Origin of the sequence: Erwinia oleae (assembly GCF_000770305.1) — a bacterium.
Classification (GTDB): Bacteria; Pseudomonadota; Gammaproteobacteria; order Enterobacterales; family Enterobacteriaceae; genus Erwinia; species Erwinia oleae.
The window spans coordinates 1-14,976 of the sequence record NZ_JNVB01000086.1 but is presented as its reverse complement, the minus strand read 5'-3'; the positions used below and the strand labels follow the sequence as shown (position 1 = coordinate 14,976).

16 protein-coding genes are annotated in these 14,976 nt (G+C 53.7%); 9 read left to right on the top strand and 7 right to left on the bottom strand.

What is annotated here, in order from left to right; genetic code table 11:
• Positions 1-1,928 (bottom strand): molybdopterin-dependent oxidoreductase (locus GS12_RS20040; RefSeq protein WP_034950153.1); only part of this gene is annotated, 1,928 nt, incomplete at its 3' end.
• Positions 1,929-2,127: 199 nt separating this feature from the next.
• Here GS12_RS20040 and galR point away from each other — a divergent pair.
• Positions 2,128-3,129, top strand: a complete 1,002-nt coding sequence (galR, locus tag GS12_RS20035) for an HTH-type transcriptional regulator GalR (protein ID WP_034950145.1) — start codon at positions 2,128-2,130, stop codon at positions 3,127-3,129.
• On the opposite strand, the gene GS12_RS20030 is transcribed toward galR, so the two are convergent.
• The 4 genes from GS12_RS20030 to GS12_RS20015 all read right to left on the bottom strand — a co-directional run bounded on the left by GS12_RS20030 (position 3,126) and on the right by GS12_RS20015 (position 7,073).
• Positions 3,126-3,899 carry an FCD domain-containing protein gene (locus tag GS12_RS20030; protein WP_034916718.1) on the bottom strand — a complete coding sequence of 258 codons (774 nt, stop codon included), beginning with the start codon at positions 3,897-3,899 and terminating at the stop codon, positions 3,126-3,128. The two genes, galR and GS12_RS20030, sit on opposite strands and share 4 nt — an antisense overlap.
• A gap of 69 nt (positions 3,900-3,968) precedes the next feature.
• Positions 3,969-4,295: a PTS sugar transporter subunit IIB gene (locus tag GS12_RS20025; protein WP_034950142.1), complete on the bottom strand. Its 327-nt coding sequence runs from the start codon at positions 4,293-4,295 to the stop codon at positions 3,969-3,971.
• A 9-nt stretch (positions 4,296-4,304) separates the two neighbouring features.
• Complete coding sequence (locus GS12_RS20020) at positions 4,305-5,732, bottom strand: glycoside hydrolase family 1 protein (RefSeq protein WP_034950139.1); 1,428 nt, start codon at positions 5,730-5,732, stop codon at positions 4,305-4,307.
• 9 nt (positions 5,733-5,741) lie between these two features.
• Complete coding sequence (locus GS12_RS20015) at positions 5,742-7,073, bottom strand: PTS sugar transporter subunit IIC (RefSeq protein ID WP_034916724.1); 1,332 nt, start codon at positions 7,071-7,073, stop codon at positions 5,742-5,744.
• Between the two features lie 189 nt (positions 7,074-7,262).
• Here GS12_RS20015 and GS12_RS20010 point away from each other — a divergent pair, with 189 nt between their 5' ends.
• From GS12_RS20010 to GS12_RS20000, 3 genes are all read left to right on the top strand, one after another.
• Positions 7,263-7,589 (top strand): PTS lactose/cellobiose transporter subunit IIA, encoded by a 327-nt coding sequence (locus GS12_RS20010; RefSeq protein ID WP_034950136.1) that lies wholly within the window; start codon positions 7,263-7,265, stop codon positions 7,587-7,589.
• A gap of 416 nt (positions 7,590-8,005) precedes the next feature.
• Positions 8,006-9,142, top strand: coding sequence for an epoxide hydrolase (locus GS12_RS20005; RefSeq protein ID WP_034950150.1), 1,137 nt, complete (start codon positions 8,006-8,008; stop codon positions 9,140-9,142).
• A complete protein-coding gene (locus tag GS12_RS20000; protein WP_034950134.1) occupies positions 9,139-10,047 on the top strand; it encodes an alpha/beta fold hydrolase in 909 nt (302 codons plus the stop codon). The genes GS12_RS20005 and GS12_RS20000 overlap by 4 nt, the downstream gene beginning before the upstream one ends.
• Positions 10,048-10,292: 245 nt before the next feature.
• On the opposite strand, the gene GS12_RS19995 is transcribed toward GS12_RS20000, so the two are convergent.
• Positions 10,293-11,198, bottom strand: coding sequence for a LysR family transcriptional regulator (locus GS12_RS19995; RefSeq protein WP_034950131.1), 906 nt, complete (start codon positions 11,196-11,198; stop codon positions 10,293-10,295).
• Between the two features lie 103 nt (positions 11,199-11,301).
• On the opposite strand from GS12_RS19995, the gene GS12_RS19990 reads away from it, so the two are divergent.
• From GS12_RS19990 to GS12_RS19970, 5 genes are all read left to right on the top strand, one after another.
• Entirely contained in the window at positions 11,302-11,907 is a 606-nt protein-coding gene (locus GS12_RS19990; protein ID WP_235421265.1) for a flavodoxin family protein, read from the top strand.
• A 63-nt stretch (positions 11,908-11,970) separates the two neighbouring features.
• Positions 11,971-13,035: an aldo/keto reductase gene (locus tag GS12_RS19985; protein ID WP_034950129.1), complete on the top strand. Its 1,065-nt coding sequence runs from the start codon at positions 11,971-11,973 to the stop codon at positions 13,033-13,035.
• Positions 13,036-13,119: 84 nt separating this feature from the next.
• Positions 13,120-13,407 carry a DUF1330 domain-containing protein gene (locus GS12_RS19980; RefSeq protein ID WP_034916734.1) on the top strand — a complete coding sequence of 96 codons (288 nt, stop codon included), beginning with the start codon at positions 13,120-13,122 and terminating at the stop codon, positions 13,405-13,407.
• A gap of 389 nt (positions 13,408-13,796) precedes the next feature.
• Entirely contained in the window at positions 13,797-14,339 is a 543-nt protein-coding gene (locus GS12_RS19975) for a hypothetical protein (protein WP_034950126.1), read from the top strand.
• 13 nt (positions 14,340-14,352) lie between these two features.
• Positions 14,353-14,622 carry a hypothetical protein gene (locus tag GS12_RS19970; protein WP_034950123.1) on the top strand — a complete coding sequence of 90 codons (270 nt, stop codon included), beginning with the start codon at positions 14,353-14,355 and terminating at the stop codon, positions 14,620-14,622.
• Positions 14,623-14,772: 150 nt separating this feature from the next.
• Here the strand turns inward: GS12_RS19970 and GS12_RS23620 are convergent.
• Positions 14,773-14,976: IS30 family transposase (locus GS12_RS23620; protein WP_160279923.1), on the bottom strand; the 204-nt coding region annotated here is incomplete at its 5' end.

Here is a 14,976-nt window from a genome sequence, read left to right as displayed (position 1 = left end):
GCGTCCATCTGACTGTGCAGGCGATCCGCTGGCTGAATAGAGATCATATGCAGCGGAAAGCGCTGGCTCAGCGCATTGCCCAGCCACTCCTGCGGCGGCTGCCATTCAGGATGCGGCGCAAAATCGGGCAGCCTGAAGCCTGCAAGCGTCTCGCTGAACAGCTCGATTTTTCCGCTGGCGGTATTGATGGGGTTCGCTTCCGGGTCCTGACGAAAATCCGCCATATAAACGAAGCGTTTTTCCCCTTCGGGCACCTCAACGTAGCCACGCGTCCAGAAGGTGTTGAAATCCGGCCATTCCATGCCGCGCCGCTGGTGGGCCGCCGCGCACTGCTGGTAAAGATGTTCGATCCACTGCGCTTCGTTGCGGTTTTCAGTGAAGACGTCGCGATAGCCAAGGCGCTCAGCAAGATCGGCAAAAATATCGAAGTCGTTGCGCGCCTGATGCTGCGGTTTAATCGCCTGATGCATAGCCAGCACGAAGCGATCGCGCGAGGAGCCGCCGATATCATTGCGCTCCAGCGTGGTGGTGACCGGCAGTACGATGTCCGCCATCTGCGCCGCTGGCGTCCAGACGATATCCTGCACGATCACCGTGTCGGGACGCTGCCAGCCCGCCACCAGCCGGTTAAGCTGCTGATGGTGATGGAAAGGATTGCCGCCCGCCCAGTGCATCAGGTGAATGTCCGGGTAGGCGTGCGTCTGCCCCTGAAAGGTGTAAGGTTCGCCCGGATGCAGCAGCATATCGCAGATGCGCGCCACCGGGATCGCCCGATCGGCAATCGGATTGACGCCGGTTGACATCAGCGGCGCCGGGCCTTCCACGCGTGGGTTACCCACGCTGTTCATCGAACCGTGCCCGAAGGAGAAACCCGCGCCCGGCAGGCCCGGCTGGCCGAGCATCGACGAGAGCGCAATCATCATCCAGTAGGGCTGCTCGCCACGATGCGCACGCTGTACCGAATAGGAACAGGTGATAAAGCTGCGTTTGCCGATCAGCTGTTTTGCCAGGCGCTCAATGCGCTGCGCGGGAATGCCGGTGATCTCGCTCGCCCACTGCGCCGTTTTCGGCGTGTTGTCGTTTTTCCCCAGCAGATAGTCGCGAAGCTGCGGATAGCCCACGCAGTAGCGCGACAGAAAAGCGTTATCCACCGCGTTCAGACGTTCAATTTCAAAACCGAGCGCCAGCATCAGCGCCACATCGGTGTTGGGGCGAACAGGTATCCATTCAGCATTAACGAACGCCGGGCAGTCGTCACGCATCGGGCTGATGTTAATGACCGGCGTGCCTTTTGCTGCCAGTTCAAGCAGCGCCGGTTTCAGGCTGTGCTGCCCCGCCCCGCCGGACGCCACCTGACCATTTTTCAGCGCCAGCCCGCCGAACGCGATGAAAATTTCGCTGTGTTCGATGACGTCCGGCCAGTCGGTAACCCGCCCGGTCAGCGGCATGTAGGTGCCGATAACGTAAGGCAGAAAGAACTGTGCCGCGCCCCAGCTGTAGTTGCCCTGCTGATCGATACCGCCGCCGCCGGTAAAGTAAAAACGGCGAACCAGCGTGCGTGCGTGATTGACGCGGCCCGCCGATGACCAGCCGTAAGAGCCGTTGAAAATGCCCTCCGCACCGTAACGCGCGCGCACCCGGCGGTTCTCGTCGGCAACCAGATCCAGCGCCGTTTCCCAGTCCACCTCAATAAAATCTTCCCGACCGCGCAGGGTGCGATCGCTGTTTTCCCGCGAGCGGAGCCACGAACGGCGTACCATTGGTCGACGAATGCGCCGATCGGAATAAACCAGCTCGGGGATGGTTTTCAGCATGGGTGACGGGTCGCTGTCAGCGAAGAAAGGTTCGCAGCGCAGAAGCCTTCCGTCTTCAACAATGGCGTTAAAGGCGCCCCAGTGGGCAAGATGTGGCACTTTTTTGATGGTCATGACGCATTCCGGCAGGCGATTTTTTTCTGACGTCAGCATAGCATTTTCACACTACTGAAACATCTGTCGCCAATTTACGCTCAATAGCACGTTGGCTGAATTGTCAGGCTTTGCGACCGCGCTGGCATTCTGCGTGCTTGAAGTGACAGGGGATTTCCGCAACACTTATCTTAATGTAACCGCTTACCCAGGAAGGCCAATGGCTACCATTAAGGATGTTGCCAGACTTGCGGGCGTTTCCGTCGCGACGGTCTCCCGCGTTATTAACCACTCGCCGAAAGCGAGCGAAAGTTCGCGACTGGCGGTGACCAGCGCCATGCTGGAGCTTCAGTATCATCCCAATGCCAACGCGCGCGCGCTTGCGCAGCAGTCCACCGAAACCATGGGATTAGTGGTTGGCGACGTTTCCGATCCTTTTTTTGGCGCGATGGTGAAAGCCGTGGAAGAGGTGGCTTATCAAACCGGTAACTTTCTGCTGATTGGCAATGGTTATCATAATGAGCAGAAAGAGCGCCAGGCCATTGAACAGCTGATCCGCCACCGCTGCGGTGCGCTGGTGGTGCACGCCAAAAAAATCCCCGATGCCGAGCTGGTGCCGCTGATGCAGCAGATCCCCGGCATGGTGTTGATTAACCGCGCCCTGCCCGGCTTTGAGCAGCGCTGCATCGCGCTGGACGATCGCTACGGCGCCTGGCTGGCAACCCGCCATCTGGTTCAGCAGGGACACCAGAACATTGCATGGATCTGCTCGAATCACTCCATTTCCGATGCGGAAGATCGCCTGCAAGGCTATTACGACGCGCTGAAAGAGCACGACCTGCCCTGCAACGATCGTCTGGTGGCGCTGGGCGAACCGGATGAAGTGGGCGGCGAGCATGCGATGACCGAGCTGCTTGGTCGTGGCAAACCGTTTACCGCCGTAGCCTGCTATAACGACTCAATGGCGGCGGGCGCGCTGGCGGTGCTGAGCGATAACGGCGTGCGCGTGCCGGAAGAGATGTCGTTGATTGGCTTTGATGATGTGCTGGTGTCGCGCTACGTGCGTCCGCGTCTGACCACGGTGCGTTACCCGATCGTCACCATGGCGCAGCAGGCGGCCGAACTGGCGCTGGCGTTAGCCAATGATCAACCGCGCCCGGACGTCACCACCATGTTCAGTCCGACGCTGGTGCGCCGCCATTCCGTCGGTTCGCCCCCCTAAACCAGCTTGCCCTGAAAAATCGGTACCGATTCAAACAGGTAGCCGTCAAAATCAGGCGCGTCCGAATCGGAAAGCTCCAGCAGTGAGTGCTTTACGTTTTCGAGATGTTGCCACATCGCCTGCCACGATCCCATCACGTCGCGGCGACGCAGCGCGGCGAGAATGGTCTGGTGGTCGCCCAGCCATTTCAGCCGATAGCTGCGTGTTTCGATATGGCTGCGTAGCTGACGCCACAGCGGGCTGTTTTCATGATGACGCCAGATGCTGGTGACGGTATCCAGCAGCATTTGGTTCTGCGTGGCGCCCGCCAGCAGCAGGTGGAACATTTTGTCGTTGTCCTGACTGTTATCGTTGATCGCTATCGCCTTCTGTTCCTGCTCCAGAATACGCTTCAGGTTTTCAATATCCGCTTTGGTCGCCATTTTTGCAGCGAAAGCGGCGATGTTACTTTCCAGTAACTGGCGCGCCTGGAGCATCTCAAACGGACCGACGTCGCTGCGAAAAAACGCTTCTTCTTCGTCGCTGCTTTCAGAAGGAATACGCATCACGTAGACGCCGGAGCTTTGGCGGATATCTACCGTGCCTTCCAGCTCCAGCATCAGCAGCGCTTCACGCACGATAGTGCGGCTGACGCCCCAGGTTTCCGCAATATTGCGTTCGGGCGGCAGCCGCGATCCCACTGCATAGTGGCCGTCAATAATTTGCTGGCGCAAATGCTGGCCGATTTCCTGATACTGTTTTTTCTCTTGCCCCGGCGCGCCCTTTTCCACTCATTCACCTTTCGCTTATTGACCATGATCACCCGCGGCGTTCGCATCATTTGGCGAACGCCGGGCGAGTTACTCGTTCCAGTCTACCAAAGCCAGCGCCTGATCGAGTACTTTTGCGCCGTTCAGCGTGCCATAAGCGACAGAATCAATCACCGCGATCGGGATGCGATAGCCATCGGTGAGCTTTCGGTTCTCCTCCAGCTTGAAGCGCACCTGCGGGCCGAGCAGTACCACAATAATGTCGCTGCCGTAATTTTGCAGTTCATCACGCAGATTCTGCTCCGGAATGGCGTAGATTTTATATTCCACGCCGCGGCTCGCCGCCTCTTTTTCCATGCGTGAAACCACCATCGAGGTGGACATGCCTGCCGCGCAGGCCAGTACGATTCTTTTCATTGTCGATCCCTATTTCATTTCATCATCAAGGCTGAGGGTAAGCTGGCGCGCATCGCGCAGCGTGCGATACCAGCGCGCAGATTTTTTCATTCGCCGTGCGCGCTGGTTTTCCAGGTCGATTTCAATCAGTCCGTAGCGATTTTTGAAGGCGTTCATCGGCGAAACGTTATCGGTAAAGGCCCACAGCATGTAGCCCTGGCAGTTAGCGCCCGCTTCGCGCGCTTTCAACGCCTGATAAAGATGTTCGCCGATGAAGTCGATTCGGTAGTCGTCCTGGATCTCTCCGTCAGCATTTTTAAACTGCGCTTCGTTTTCAATGCCCATGCCGTTTTCGGCAATAAACCACGGCACGTTGCCGTAGTCGTTTTTCATTCGCATCGCCATGTCATAGATGATCTGCGGCTGGATCTCCCAGCCGCGCGATTTGTTCATCCGGCGGCCCGGCAGTTCAAAATGTTCATAGTAGTAAGCGGGATGGAACGGCGTTTCCGGGTGCCAGGCGCGTGACGGTGCTTTTACCCGATGTGGATAATAGAGGTTGATGCCTACTTCATCGACGTGGTTCTCTGCAATCAGCCGCATCTCTTCTTCGTTGTAATCCCAGTTCACGCGATGCGTAGCCAGCAGCGCCAGCAGTTTTGCCGGATATTCGCCCTTGATAGCCGGATCGAGAAAGACGCGATTGAAGAACAGATCGTAAATCTCTGCCGCCTTCACATCATGCGGCGCCGTTGAGCGTGGATACGTCACCTCCGGATTAAGAATGGTGCCGACCGTGCCCTGATAGCCTTTTTCCCGGAACAGCTTAATAACTTTTGCCGTGGCGAGATTTTTATGATGATTCCACTGCATCCACTTGCCGGTGTTCTGCTCGTAAGGCCAGCGCAGCGCGTCAAGATAGACGCGGGTTTGCACCACGATCGGTTCATTGAAGGTGAACCAGCGCGTCACTTTGCCCGCAAAGCGCGCGAACGCTTTTTCCGCGTAGCGCACGTAGAGTTCAACCACTTTTTTAGATCCCCAGCCGCCGTACTGCTGCAATAATGCGGCAGGCAGTTCGTAGTGTTCCAGGCAGAGCATCGGCTCAATGCCATTCGCATGCAGCTCGTCGATCAGGCTGTCGTAATAAGTCGCATACTCTTCGTCCACGATAACGTTTTCGTAGTCAGTGAGAAAACGCGACCAGTTAATCGAAGTGCGATAGTGGGTCAGTCCGGCGGCTTTCATCAGCGCCACGTCTTCCCGAAAGCGGTTGATAAAGTCAGTGGCGCCCGCCGGGCCGTAGCCGTTGTGCCAGACGTGGCGGTCGTTTTTGTACCAGGCATCAAGATAAGAGTCCTGCCCCGGCTTTTTGCCGCTCCAGCCCTCTGTTTGCCAGGCGGATGCGGCGGCACCGAGTATGAAGTCGTCAGGAATAGTGACGGTGACCTTGCTCATTTCTTCTCCTTAGTTAACGATTTCAGGCTGCATGGCTTTTGCTTCCGCCGCCTCGGCCCGGCGCGCAGCAATTTTCACAAACGGCAGGTAAACCAACACGGAAACAAGGATGCAGACGATCTGCGTGATCACCGCGCCCATCGATCCGGCGGTGGACAGCCAGGCATTGATGATCGGCGGCGTGGTCCAGGGCACCATCACCACCGCTTTGCCGGCGAAGCCGGTCACCGTGGCGAAGTAACCGATCGATCCGGTGATCAGTGGCGTAATAATGAAAGGAATAGCCAGAATCGGGTTCAGCATGATCGGCATACCGAAAATCACCGGTTCGTTGATGTTAAACAGGCCGGGGCCGAATGAGAGCTTGGCGATTTCGCGCATCTCTTTACGTTTGGTCGCCAGCATCACTGCGCTGAGCAGGCCGATGGTCAGACCGGAGCCGCCGATGCTCATGTAGACGTCCCAGAACGGCATGGTGATGATATTCGGCACCTCTTTGCCCTGCTCGAACGCGTTCATATTGACGAGGATCGCGCCCAGCAGCAGCGGCTCGCGAATCGGTTTCACCATCTGGTTGCCGTGAATGCCGATCACCCAGAAGAGCTGGGCGACGAACATCAGCAGCAGGATACCCCAGAGGCTCTGTACCACCGACTCCAGCGGCTGCTGCACCACGCGATAGACGGCGTCATAGAGATACATGCCGGTCACGCGATGAAAGATGAAGCCGAGCGTGGCGATAGCCGAAACGGTGATAATGGCCGGGATCAGCGCCGAGAACGACGCCGCAACGTTTGGCGGGACGGTATCCGGCATTTTGATTTTCAGCCGCTCGACGTTCTCCAGCCGGCAGTAGATTTCGACCGATAAAATAGCGATAAACATGCCGAGAAACAGGCTCTTGGTATCGGAAAACTGTTTCGCCAGCACGTCGGTAACCTCGTGCATCTGCCCATCAACCAGCATGGTGATGGTGGTGGGCGTCACGGCGATGAAACAGATAATCGCCAGCAGGCCGGGGAACAGCGTTTTGATGCCGTTGATTTTTCCCAGCTCAATACCAATCAAAAACACCGCGCCGATATTCAGAAAGCTGAGCGTGGCGTAGTTGATGCTGGTGGTGATGGGTTTGAGTTCAGCAAGGAATGCCAGCGCCTGAAAGCTTGCCAGGCCGTTTTTAGCATCCAGCACCATATTGGAAATGAGCACCGAGAAGGCACCCACGATTATCACCGGCATCAGCGTGATGAACGAGGCTTTGATCGCCATGATGTAGCGATAGCTGTTGAATTTGGTGGCAAAGCTTCCCAGTGAGTCGATAAGCCGATCCTGTAGAGACATGCGTCATACCTCAGAAGTAAGTGGTCAGTCGTTCCGGTATTTTTATTGCCCTGGTGAAATTCCGTTCTCTTGGCATACCAAAAGTAAACAAACCCTCTTAATTTTCTGTGATTCAACTCGCAGAAGTGATTATTGGTATTCCGATAGGATTAATTAAGCAAATTTGGCATACCAATAACCGGAGGCACTATGGATTTTGAGCAAACCATGATGGAGCTGTTAATCAGCGCAGGCGAAGCACGTTCTCATGCAATGAGCGCGATCCAGTTTGCCCGCAAGCGTCAGTGGGCTCAGGCCGAGGAGGCGTTGGCCGCCTCGCTTGACGCATCGAAAGGGGCGCATCACATTCAGACACAGCTAATCGGAGCCGATGAGGGCTGCGGGAAAGTGCCGGTGACGCTGATCCTGGTGCACGCGCAGGATCATTTAATGAACGCGATGCTCTGCCGCGATCTGGCGGAAGAGATTGTGCTGTTGCGGAAAGAGATGTTTGGTTCTGAAGCCTCAGACACGTGACGTAAAACTCGCGCCGGTGAAGATGGAATTGGCGGATGCAGAAGAAAATTCTTCTTATTCAAAGGCGTAAGATTAACCACACCCATGCCCACTCTGCTCGCTTCCCTTGCGGGAACTTGAGCCGGAAAGGGGATAACGCTGACGGTGACTGAATGATAAAGTGAATACAGTTTGTCTTATAAAAATATCAACATTCCTTTGATATTAATGTTTTTTAATTACTGAGCAATGTGCCCCCTGCCAGCTACCAGAAGCGGCGTTTGAGCGTTCTCTTCATCAAGTCGCCTGCTCGCTCAGAGGAAACGCGACTGATTGCCTTTTAAAACATTGAATTTAACCGTTCCTTCTGCGCCGCAAAAAGCGCGATGACGTATGCTATGTTTTACACCATTGCGTATCATCACAGCGAGGTAAGCATGAAACGCTACGAAATTTGTCTGTCGGAGAATGTTTTAGCAAACCTGCAACGCAAGATCGCTGACTTCGACTGGCGTAATCTACCCGATGACCATGGATGGGATCACGGGGTCGGTAAAGCCGACCTGAAGCGGCTGGTTGAATACTGGCGAGATCGTTTCGACTGGCGGGCTACGGAGCGCAGACTGAACGAACTGCCGCATTATCTGACCACGGTAGAAAATCAGCCTGTCCATTTTATCCACATCAAAGGGGATGGTTCGAAGCCGCCATTAATGCTGCTGCATGGCTGGCCAGGATCGTTCATCGAGTTCGGGCAACTCCTCAAGCCCCTGGCTGCGGATGGTCACGATATCGTCGTACCCTCGCTGCCGGGATTTGCCTTTTCGAACCCTGTCACGAGCATTATCGGCCCGGCACGGGCGGCCGGCATCATGCACTCCCTCATGGTTCAGCTGTTTGGCGATGAACGCTATATCGTCCAGGGCGGCGACTGGGGGGCGCATATTGCAAGCTGGATGGCTTACTACAACCCCGACGCCCTGTTGGGCTTTCACGTTAATATGGCATACATTTTCGCTGAGGATGCCATGCCCACGTCTGAGGCGGAAAAACAATGGTTGTCGCAGCGTGACGCCAACCTTCGTCGCGAAGGCGCTTACAGTCAGGAGCAGGAAACCCGCCCCGACACGCTCGGTGCGGCACTGACTGATAGTCCGACGGGTGCTGCTGCCTGGATACTCGAAAAATTCGGCATGTGGTCAGACCTGCCTGAACAGGCCGACGGCAGTCCTGATCTTTGGGCACGCTATACGGAAGAGCAACTGCTCACGAACATCATGCTCTATGTCGGCACGTCGGCAATGGCGACAGCAACCTGGATTTATCGGGGCATGCGGCTCGAACAATCGAACCTTTTTCCGGCAGGAACGCGTATCAAAGTGCCAATGGCAGTAGCAGCGTTTCCGGACCCTGTGTTTATTCCCGCTCCGCGTTCATTTCTGGCGAAGACTTACAACGTCGTGCGTTACACCGACATGCCGTCAGGAGGACATTTCGCGGCTCTTGAAGAGCCACACTCAATGCTGGCGGACCTGCGCAGCTTTATCGCTACGATCGCAGCGTCCGCATCATGAAGATTATCGAAACCGACGCTCTTCACATCGCTTATCTGGACGATGGCGCACATACCGGCTGGCCAGTCATCCTGTCCCACGGTTTTCCCTACGATGTCCATGCGTTCGACGATGTCGTACCGGCCCTCGTTGCCGCAGGTGCCCGCGTGATCCGACCGTGGTGTCGCGGTTTCGGTGGAACGCGGTTCAAATCGTCGGCATGCATCAGGAGCGGACAGCAGGCCGCACGTGCGCTGGATATCGTTCATCTTGCTGATGCGCTCGGCCTTCATCAGCCGGTGCTGGCCGGCTTCGACTGGGGCGGCAATGCTTCGTGCGCTGCGGCAGCGCTCTGGCCGGATCGCTTCGGCGCGCTCGTTTCCTACGGCGGATATGACGTGATTGATGTTCAGCAGCAGCTTCAGCCTGCGGCGCCAGCTCTTGAACGTACCTGCTGGTATCAGCATCTTTTCCAGTCGGAACGAGGCCGTAAGTGCCTCTATGAAAATCGGCAAGCGCTATGCCGCCTGCTCTGGCGCGACTGGTCACCGGGATGGGTCTTCGATGACAGCACCTACGACCGCTCTGCCGCCTCGTTCGACAATCCCGATTTTGTCGAGGTGGTCATTCACTGCTATCGATGGATGGCGGGGGCAGAGGCTGGTAACCCCGACCTGCAACCCCTGGAAAACAAGCTGGCACAACGTCCGCTCATCACGATTCCTGCCGTCACCCTCGATGGCATACGCGATCCCCTAAAGCCGGATGGAACCGCGCATCATGCGCGTTTATTTGCCGGCAGGCACTCACACCGCAGCGCCACGTGCGGCCACAATTTTCCCCAGGAGCAACCTGACGTTTTTGCCCGGGCCATCCTGGATGTTAAGCATTGGTTTACAACGCAAGAAAGGGGATCGTCCGCATAACTTTTGGGTGCTGCGTCCGGCATGATCACGTGGCACACATGACAGCGCTAACCGGCCGCTATCTGTTCCAAAAAATCGCTTTATGATCTGAGTGCAGTAAGTGCGTTTCTCTGTTGTATGGCAACGTCACCTTGTTTAAGCATCGACCCGTTGAACTCACCGCCGGAAGCGACCGTTGCAAACACCCGTTCGTATTAACGGAGCAGGTCAACACGTTGACTTTGACCTGCTCCGTTTTCCAGACTTCAGTCAAAATATGGTTTCAACACTTCTTCAGTCCAACTCATAAAAGCCCTCACTCGTTGCGACAGATTGCGCCGGTGCGCGACGACGAAAGATGCATTGAGCGGCCTGGGCCGCAGGTTGGGAAGGACTTCAACCAATGTTCCACGTTTGATATGGGGTACGAGTGCGGAATAACCTCCCTGAATTAACCCCAAACCTGCCAGCCCTGCTTCATGGTAGGCCGGTACGCTATTGACCGTCATTGTGCCAGGTAACATCAGAGACTCGTAACCCTCACCTGACGGATATTCCCATCCATCAGGTTTCGCACCAAAATTCCGCATGTAATGAACCATCCTGTGTCCCTGACTGAGAAGGTCATCAATCGACTGTGGCACACCGAAGCGCTTCAGATAGCAAGGACTTGCCGCATTGATCATCCGTAATTGTCCCAGCGGCCGGGCAATCAGGGTTTCATCAACAAGGGGACCGAGACGAATGACGCAATCAAATCCTTCCAGAACCAGATCAACACGGCGGTCAGTGCTTGAAAGCTCAAGTTCAAATTCCGGGTGATCTTCCAGAAGTTGTGTCAATGCAGGAATAACGACGCTTTGCGCCAGAATAGCCGGCATGTCGACACGTAAACGCCCTCGAAGTGACATTCCGCCAGCAGAAAACATTGACCGAAGTTCCTCTGCCTCGGCCAGCAGGTCGCGGGCTCGCGAATAAAAAATGCGGCCATCTTCAGTTAACTGCACGCTCCGAGTGGTTCGGTGCAAAAGCGTAGCGCCTACATCCTGTTCGAGCTCGCGCACCACCACAGAGGCGCGTCCTTTCTGAATACCGAGGCTTTCAGCCGCCAGGGTAAAGCTCTTCATTTCTGCCACGCGCGCAAAAATATTCAGTGCCTCAAGATTTTTCATTGTTCATCACCGGGATAACAGTGCGTTAATTTTTACATTATTTATACCTACTTTAATACTTAATAGACTGTCTTCACACCGCGTTATCCCACGCAGGCGCTTGATGAAGGCAATTATCATGACTCAAAACCTTTCAACGATTAAATCTGTAGTCGTCTATCACTCTGGCTATGGGCATACAGAACGGATGGCGTCGGCTGTAGCTGAAGGTGCCAGCGCCACACTGGTCGCTATCGATCCCGAAGGAAACATTGCTGAAGGCGAATGGACAAAGCTCAGCGAGGCGGACGTGATTCTGTTCGGTTCGCCCACCTATATGGGTGGACCGAGCTGGCAGTTCAAAAAATTTGCCGACGCCTCGTCGAAACCCTGGTTTGAGGGGAAATGGGTTAACAAAATCTTCGGCGGTTTTACCAACAGCGCAAGCATCAATGGTGACAAGCTGAATACCCTGGCCTATTTCTTTTTGCTGGCCGGGCAGCACGGCGGTATCTGGGTCAACATGGACATTAAATCCTCGAACACCAAGGCCTCATTACGCGATGACCTTAATCGAATGGGCTCAAATATCGGTCCTATGGCACAAACCCCTGCCGATGCTTCTCCTGAAGAAATGTCATCAGGGGATCTTGAAACAGCCCGCCTTTATGGCGCACGTGTTGCAAATATTGCCGCACAGTTTCACCCAATCCATCCACAGAGTCATTGAAAAAAACCCGTGCAAATCCTGAATCAGCACCCGGGGTCACGGCCTACGAGGAAGGTGAAGTAAATGAAATATAAGCAACTTGGGCGTACAGGCTTGTTTGTTTCGGAATTGTGCCTCGGCACAATGACGTTGGGCGGCAACGCGGATGCGGGTATGTGGTCCTCCATAGGCGCAGTACAACAGGACGAAGCAAATCAGCTTGTCGCGAGAGCGCTCACCGGCGGAATTAACTTTATCGATACCGCCGATATTTATTCCTTCGGTCAGTCTGAACGTATTACAGGAATTGCGCTAAAAGAGCTTGGCGTTGCACGCAGCGACATTATTCTTGCCACAAAAACAGGCGGGGTGATGGGGCCTGGCCCCAACGCTCAGGGAGCATCACGTGGTCATATTATGGATTCTGTCCAGAGGAGTCTGGAAAGACTTCAGGTCGATCATATTGATTTATACCAGATTCATGCGAGCGATCCTGTCACGCCCGTAGAGGAAACGTTACGTGCTCTTGACGATCTGACGCGACAAGGTCTGGTCCGCTATGTTGGCGTGTCGAACTGGTCCGCAGGGAAACTCGGCAAGGCGCTGGGCCTGAGTGAAGCGTTATGCGCCATACGATTTGAGACTCTACAGGCGTATTACTCTATTGCTGGTCGTGACGTGGAGCGCGAGTTAGTACCTCTGGTCCGTGAAGAAAATATGGGTCTTCTTGTCTGGTCTCCACTTGCCGGCGGATTACTTTCAGGAAAATTCGGGCCCGATTCATCACCGGAAGGCGATACCCGCCGAAGCAAATTCAATTTCCCACCCGTTGATCCCGATCTGGCCTGGCAATGTGTTGCCGAAATGCGCGCCATTGCAGAACAACACGGCGTATCGGTCAGCCGCATAGCGCTTGCCTGGTTACTGGCCAGACCATACGTCACCAGCGTCATTATCGGCGTTAAGCGAATCGATCAGCTTGAGGACAACCTGGGCGCAGCGAGTATCATTCTGACAGCAGAGGAGCTGATCCGACTGGATGCGATCAGCGCCCTGCCGCCTTTTTATCCAGGGTGGATGATTGAGCACCAGGACGCCGCTCGCCGCCAGGCATTCTCCAGTTCTCAGAATGAGATTAAAACACTGTAAGACCCCGCATCCTGCGCATTGCATGTTTGCGTGCAAAACTGCATTGCGCCGGAATACATCCCCTCGGAAAAAAGAGATAAATAAATGAAAAAAGGCTATTTAATCGCGCATATCACCGTTTCAGACGCTGTCGCCTACGCCGAATATGCCAGGGCTGCCGGAGAGGCAATGCAGGAGTTCAGTCCTGAAATCATTGCCTGGTCAGGTCAGTATGAAAATCTTGAGGGAGAATCCCATGAACGGCACGTCGTTTTTGAGTTTGCTTCTTTTGACGAAGCCAGACGTTTTTATGAGAGCCCCGGATATCAGGCCGCCAGAGCACTGCGTGCAGGCGCGGCGACCGGAACTTTTGTGCTGGTTGAAGGCGCTTAATTTTCGGCGTAATAGTCATTGAAAATAACACTGCCCGGGCAATAAGGCCTGTCTGAAGGTAGACCTTATTGCTAAAGATGTGTCATTTGGGTAAACAATATCAGGATGATTTTGGAACATGCATCCTTTATACGTTGAGCCATTGAACTCACCGCTCATAGCAGATGCTACGTCCACGACGAGCTTGTTTTGTGCCAAAAGCGGAAGTTGGAGTGCCAGAGACTCTAAAAGTTGATGGTTCTTATTGCAGGGATACCTACACCGCGGCTTTTGTCCATGAATTATTTTCTAAATGTGATAATTTGTATGAACGTCAAGCTCAGGCGTAAATTATAATGGTTATACATTTCCCGGTCTCAACTACAGCACTCTATTAAAAAGGAATACAAATGGATTCGGATAAAATTCAAAACGATATTGATGCTTTATTGATTTTTATGAACGACGATATGGAACGAATTGGGGGAACTATAACGGATACGTATTGGGGTTTTGCTCAGGAGCAAGGGGATCGTAATGAAATTGAAAAGTTACATGGCTGGTCAGAAGAAATTTTATTTGGAATTATAAATAGATGTAATTCCCGCGGCTTGTTGAAAAATATGTCAGACAGATACGATCATGTCACACTGACAGAAGAGGGACAGAGCCGCGCGCTGTCGGTTAAGCACGGTAAGAACCGTTCCTATGAACTTGCAAGGAGCAGTTATACGATTGGCGCTATCCATGTTGCCGGGTCAGCTCAGGTAGGCGATGGTAATAAGCAAAATATTTACAATGTCTTTCAGGAAGTGATAGACAAAATTGACCGTGCAGAAGCGACTTCAGAAGAAAAGGCAGAAGCTAAATCGCTTTTAACAAAGTTCTTAGAGCATCCGCTAACTTCTTCTGTAGTAGGCGGTGTTGCTGGTTCTCTTACCGGACTTTTATAAAAAGGTAAGCCACATGGAAGAACTGAAGAAATCCATCGGCCTGAGATGCACTTTCTGCCACTCCGAGCTGTTTGCATTTCCACACGAAAACTACGTCCCTCTTCATGGCTCGCTGATTGTGTGCGCAAACTGCGGGCGCGAAAATGATGTGACTTCTCTCATATTTGTTGTGAAGGCTAAAGCGATGGATATCGCAGAAGACTATGCAGACAAGCTCATTGATAAATTTCAAAAGGATTTAAAGAAAGCATTTAAAGGAAGTAAGCACATAAAATTTAGATAAATTCTGTAAGAATGCTACCAACTTCTGGTTAGCCATCTTTTTTACAAAGCATTTGAATTTATACCTCAAATTTTCTTTCATTTAGCATTACGCTGCTCCTTTTTGACTCATTCAAAATGCTTTAATCGATGTCCGCTCTTCGCTGTGAGTTCAACTGATGGACGCAACACACTTATTGAACCGGTCTGCGGGTGATTCATAGTCTAGCGTTTTTCTCGGCCTTTCGTTGAGCTGTCTGGCAACACTGTTAAGTCTTTGCTGGCTGTGAACCGATAAGTCAGTTCCTTTTGGAAAATATTGTCTGAGCAATCTGTTCGTATTTTCATTTGAGCCACGTTGCCAGGGAGATTGAGG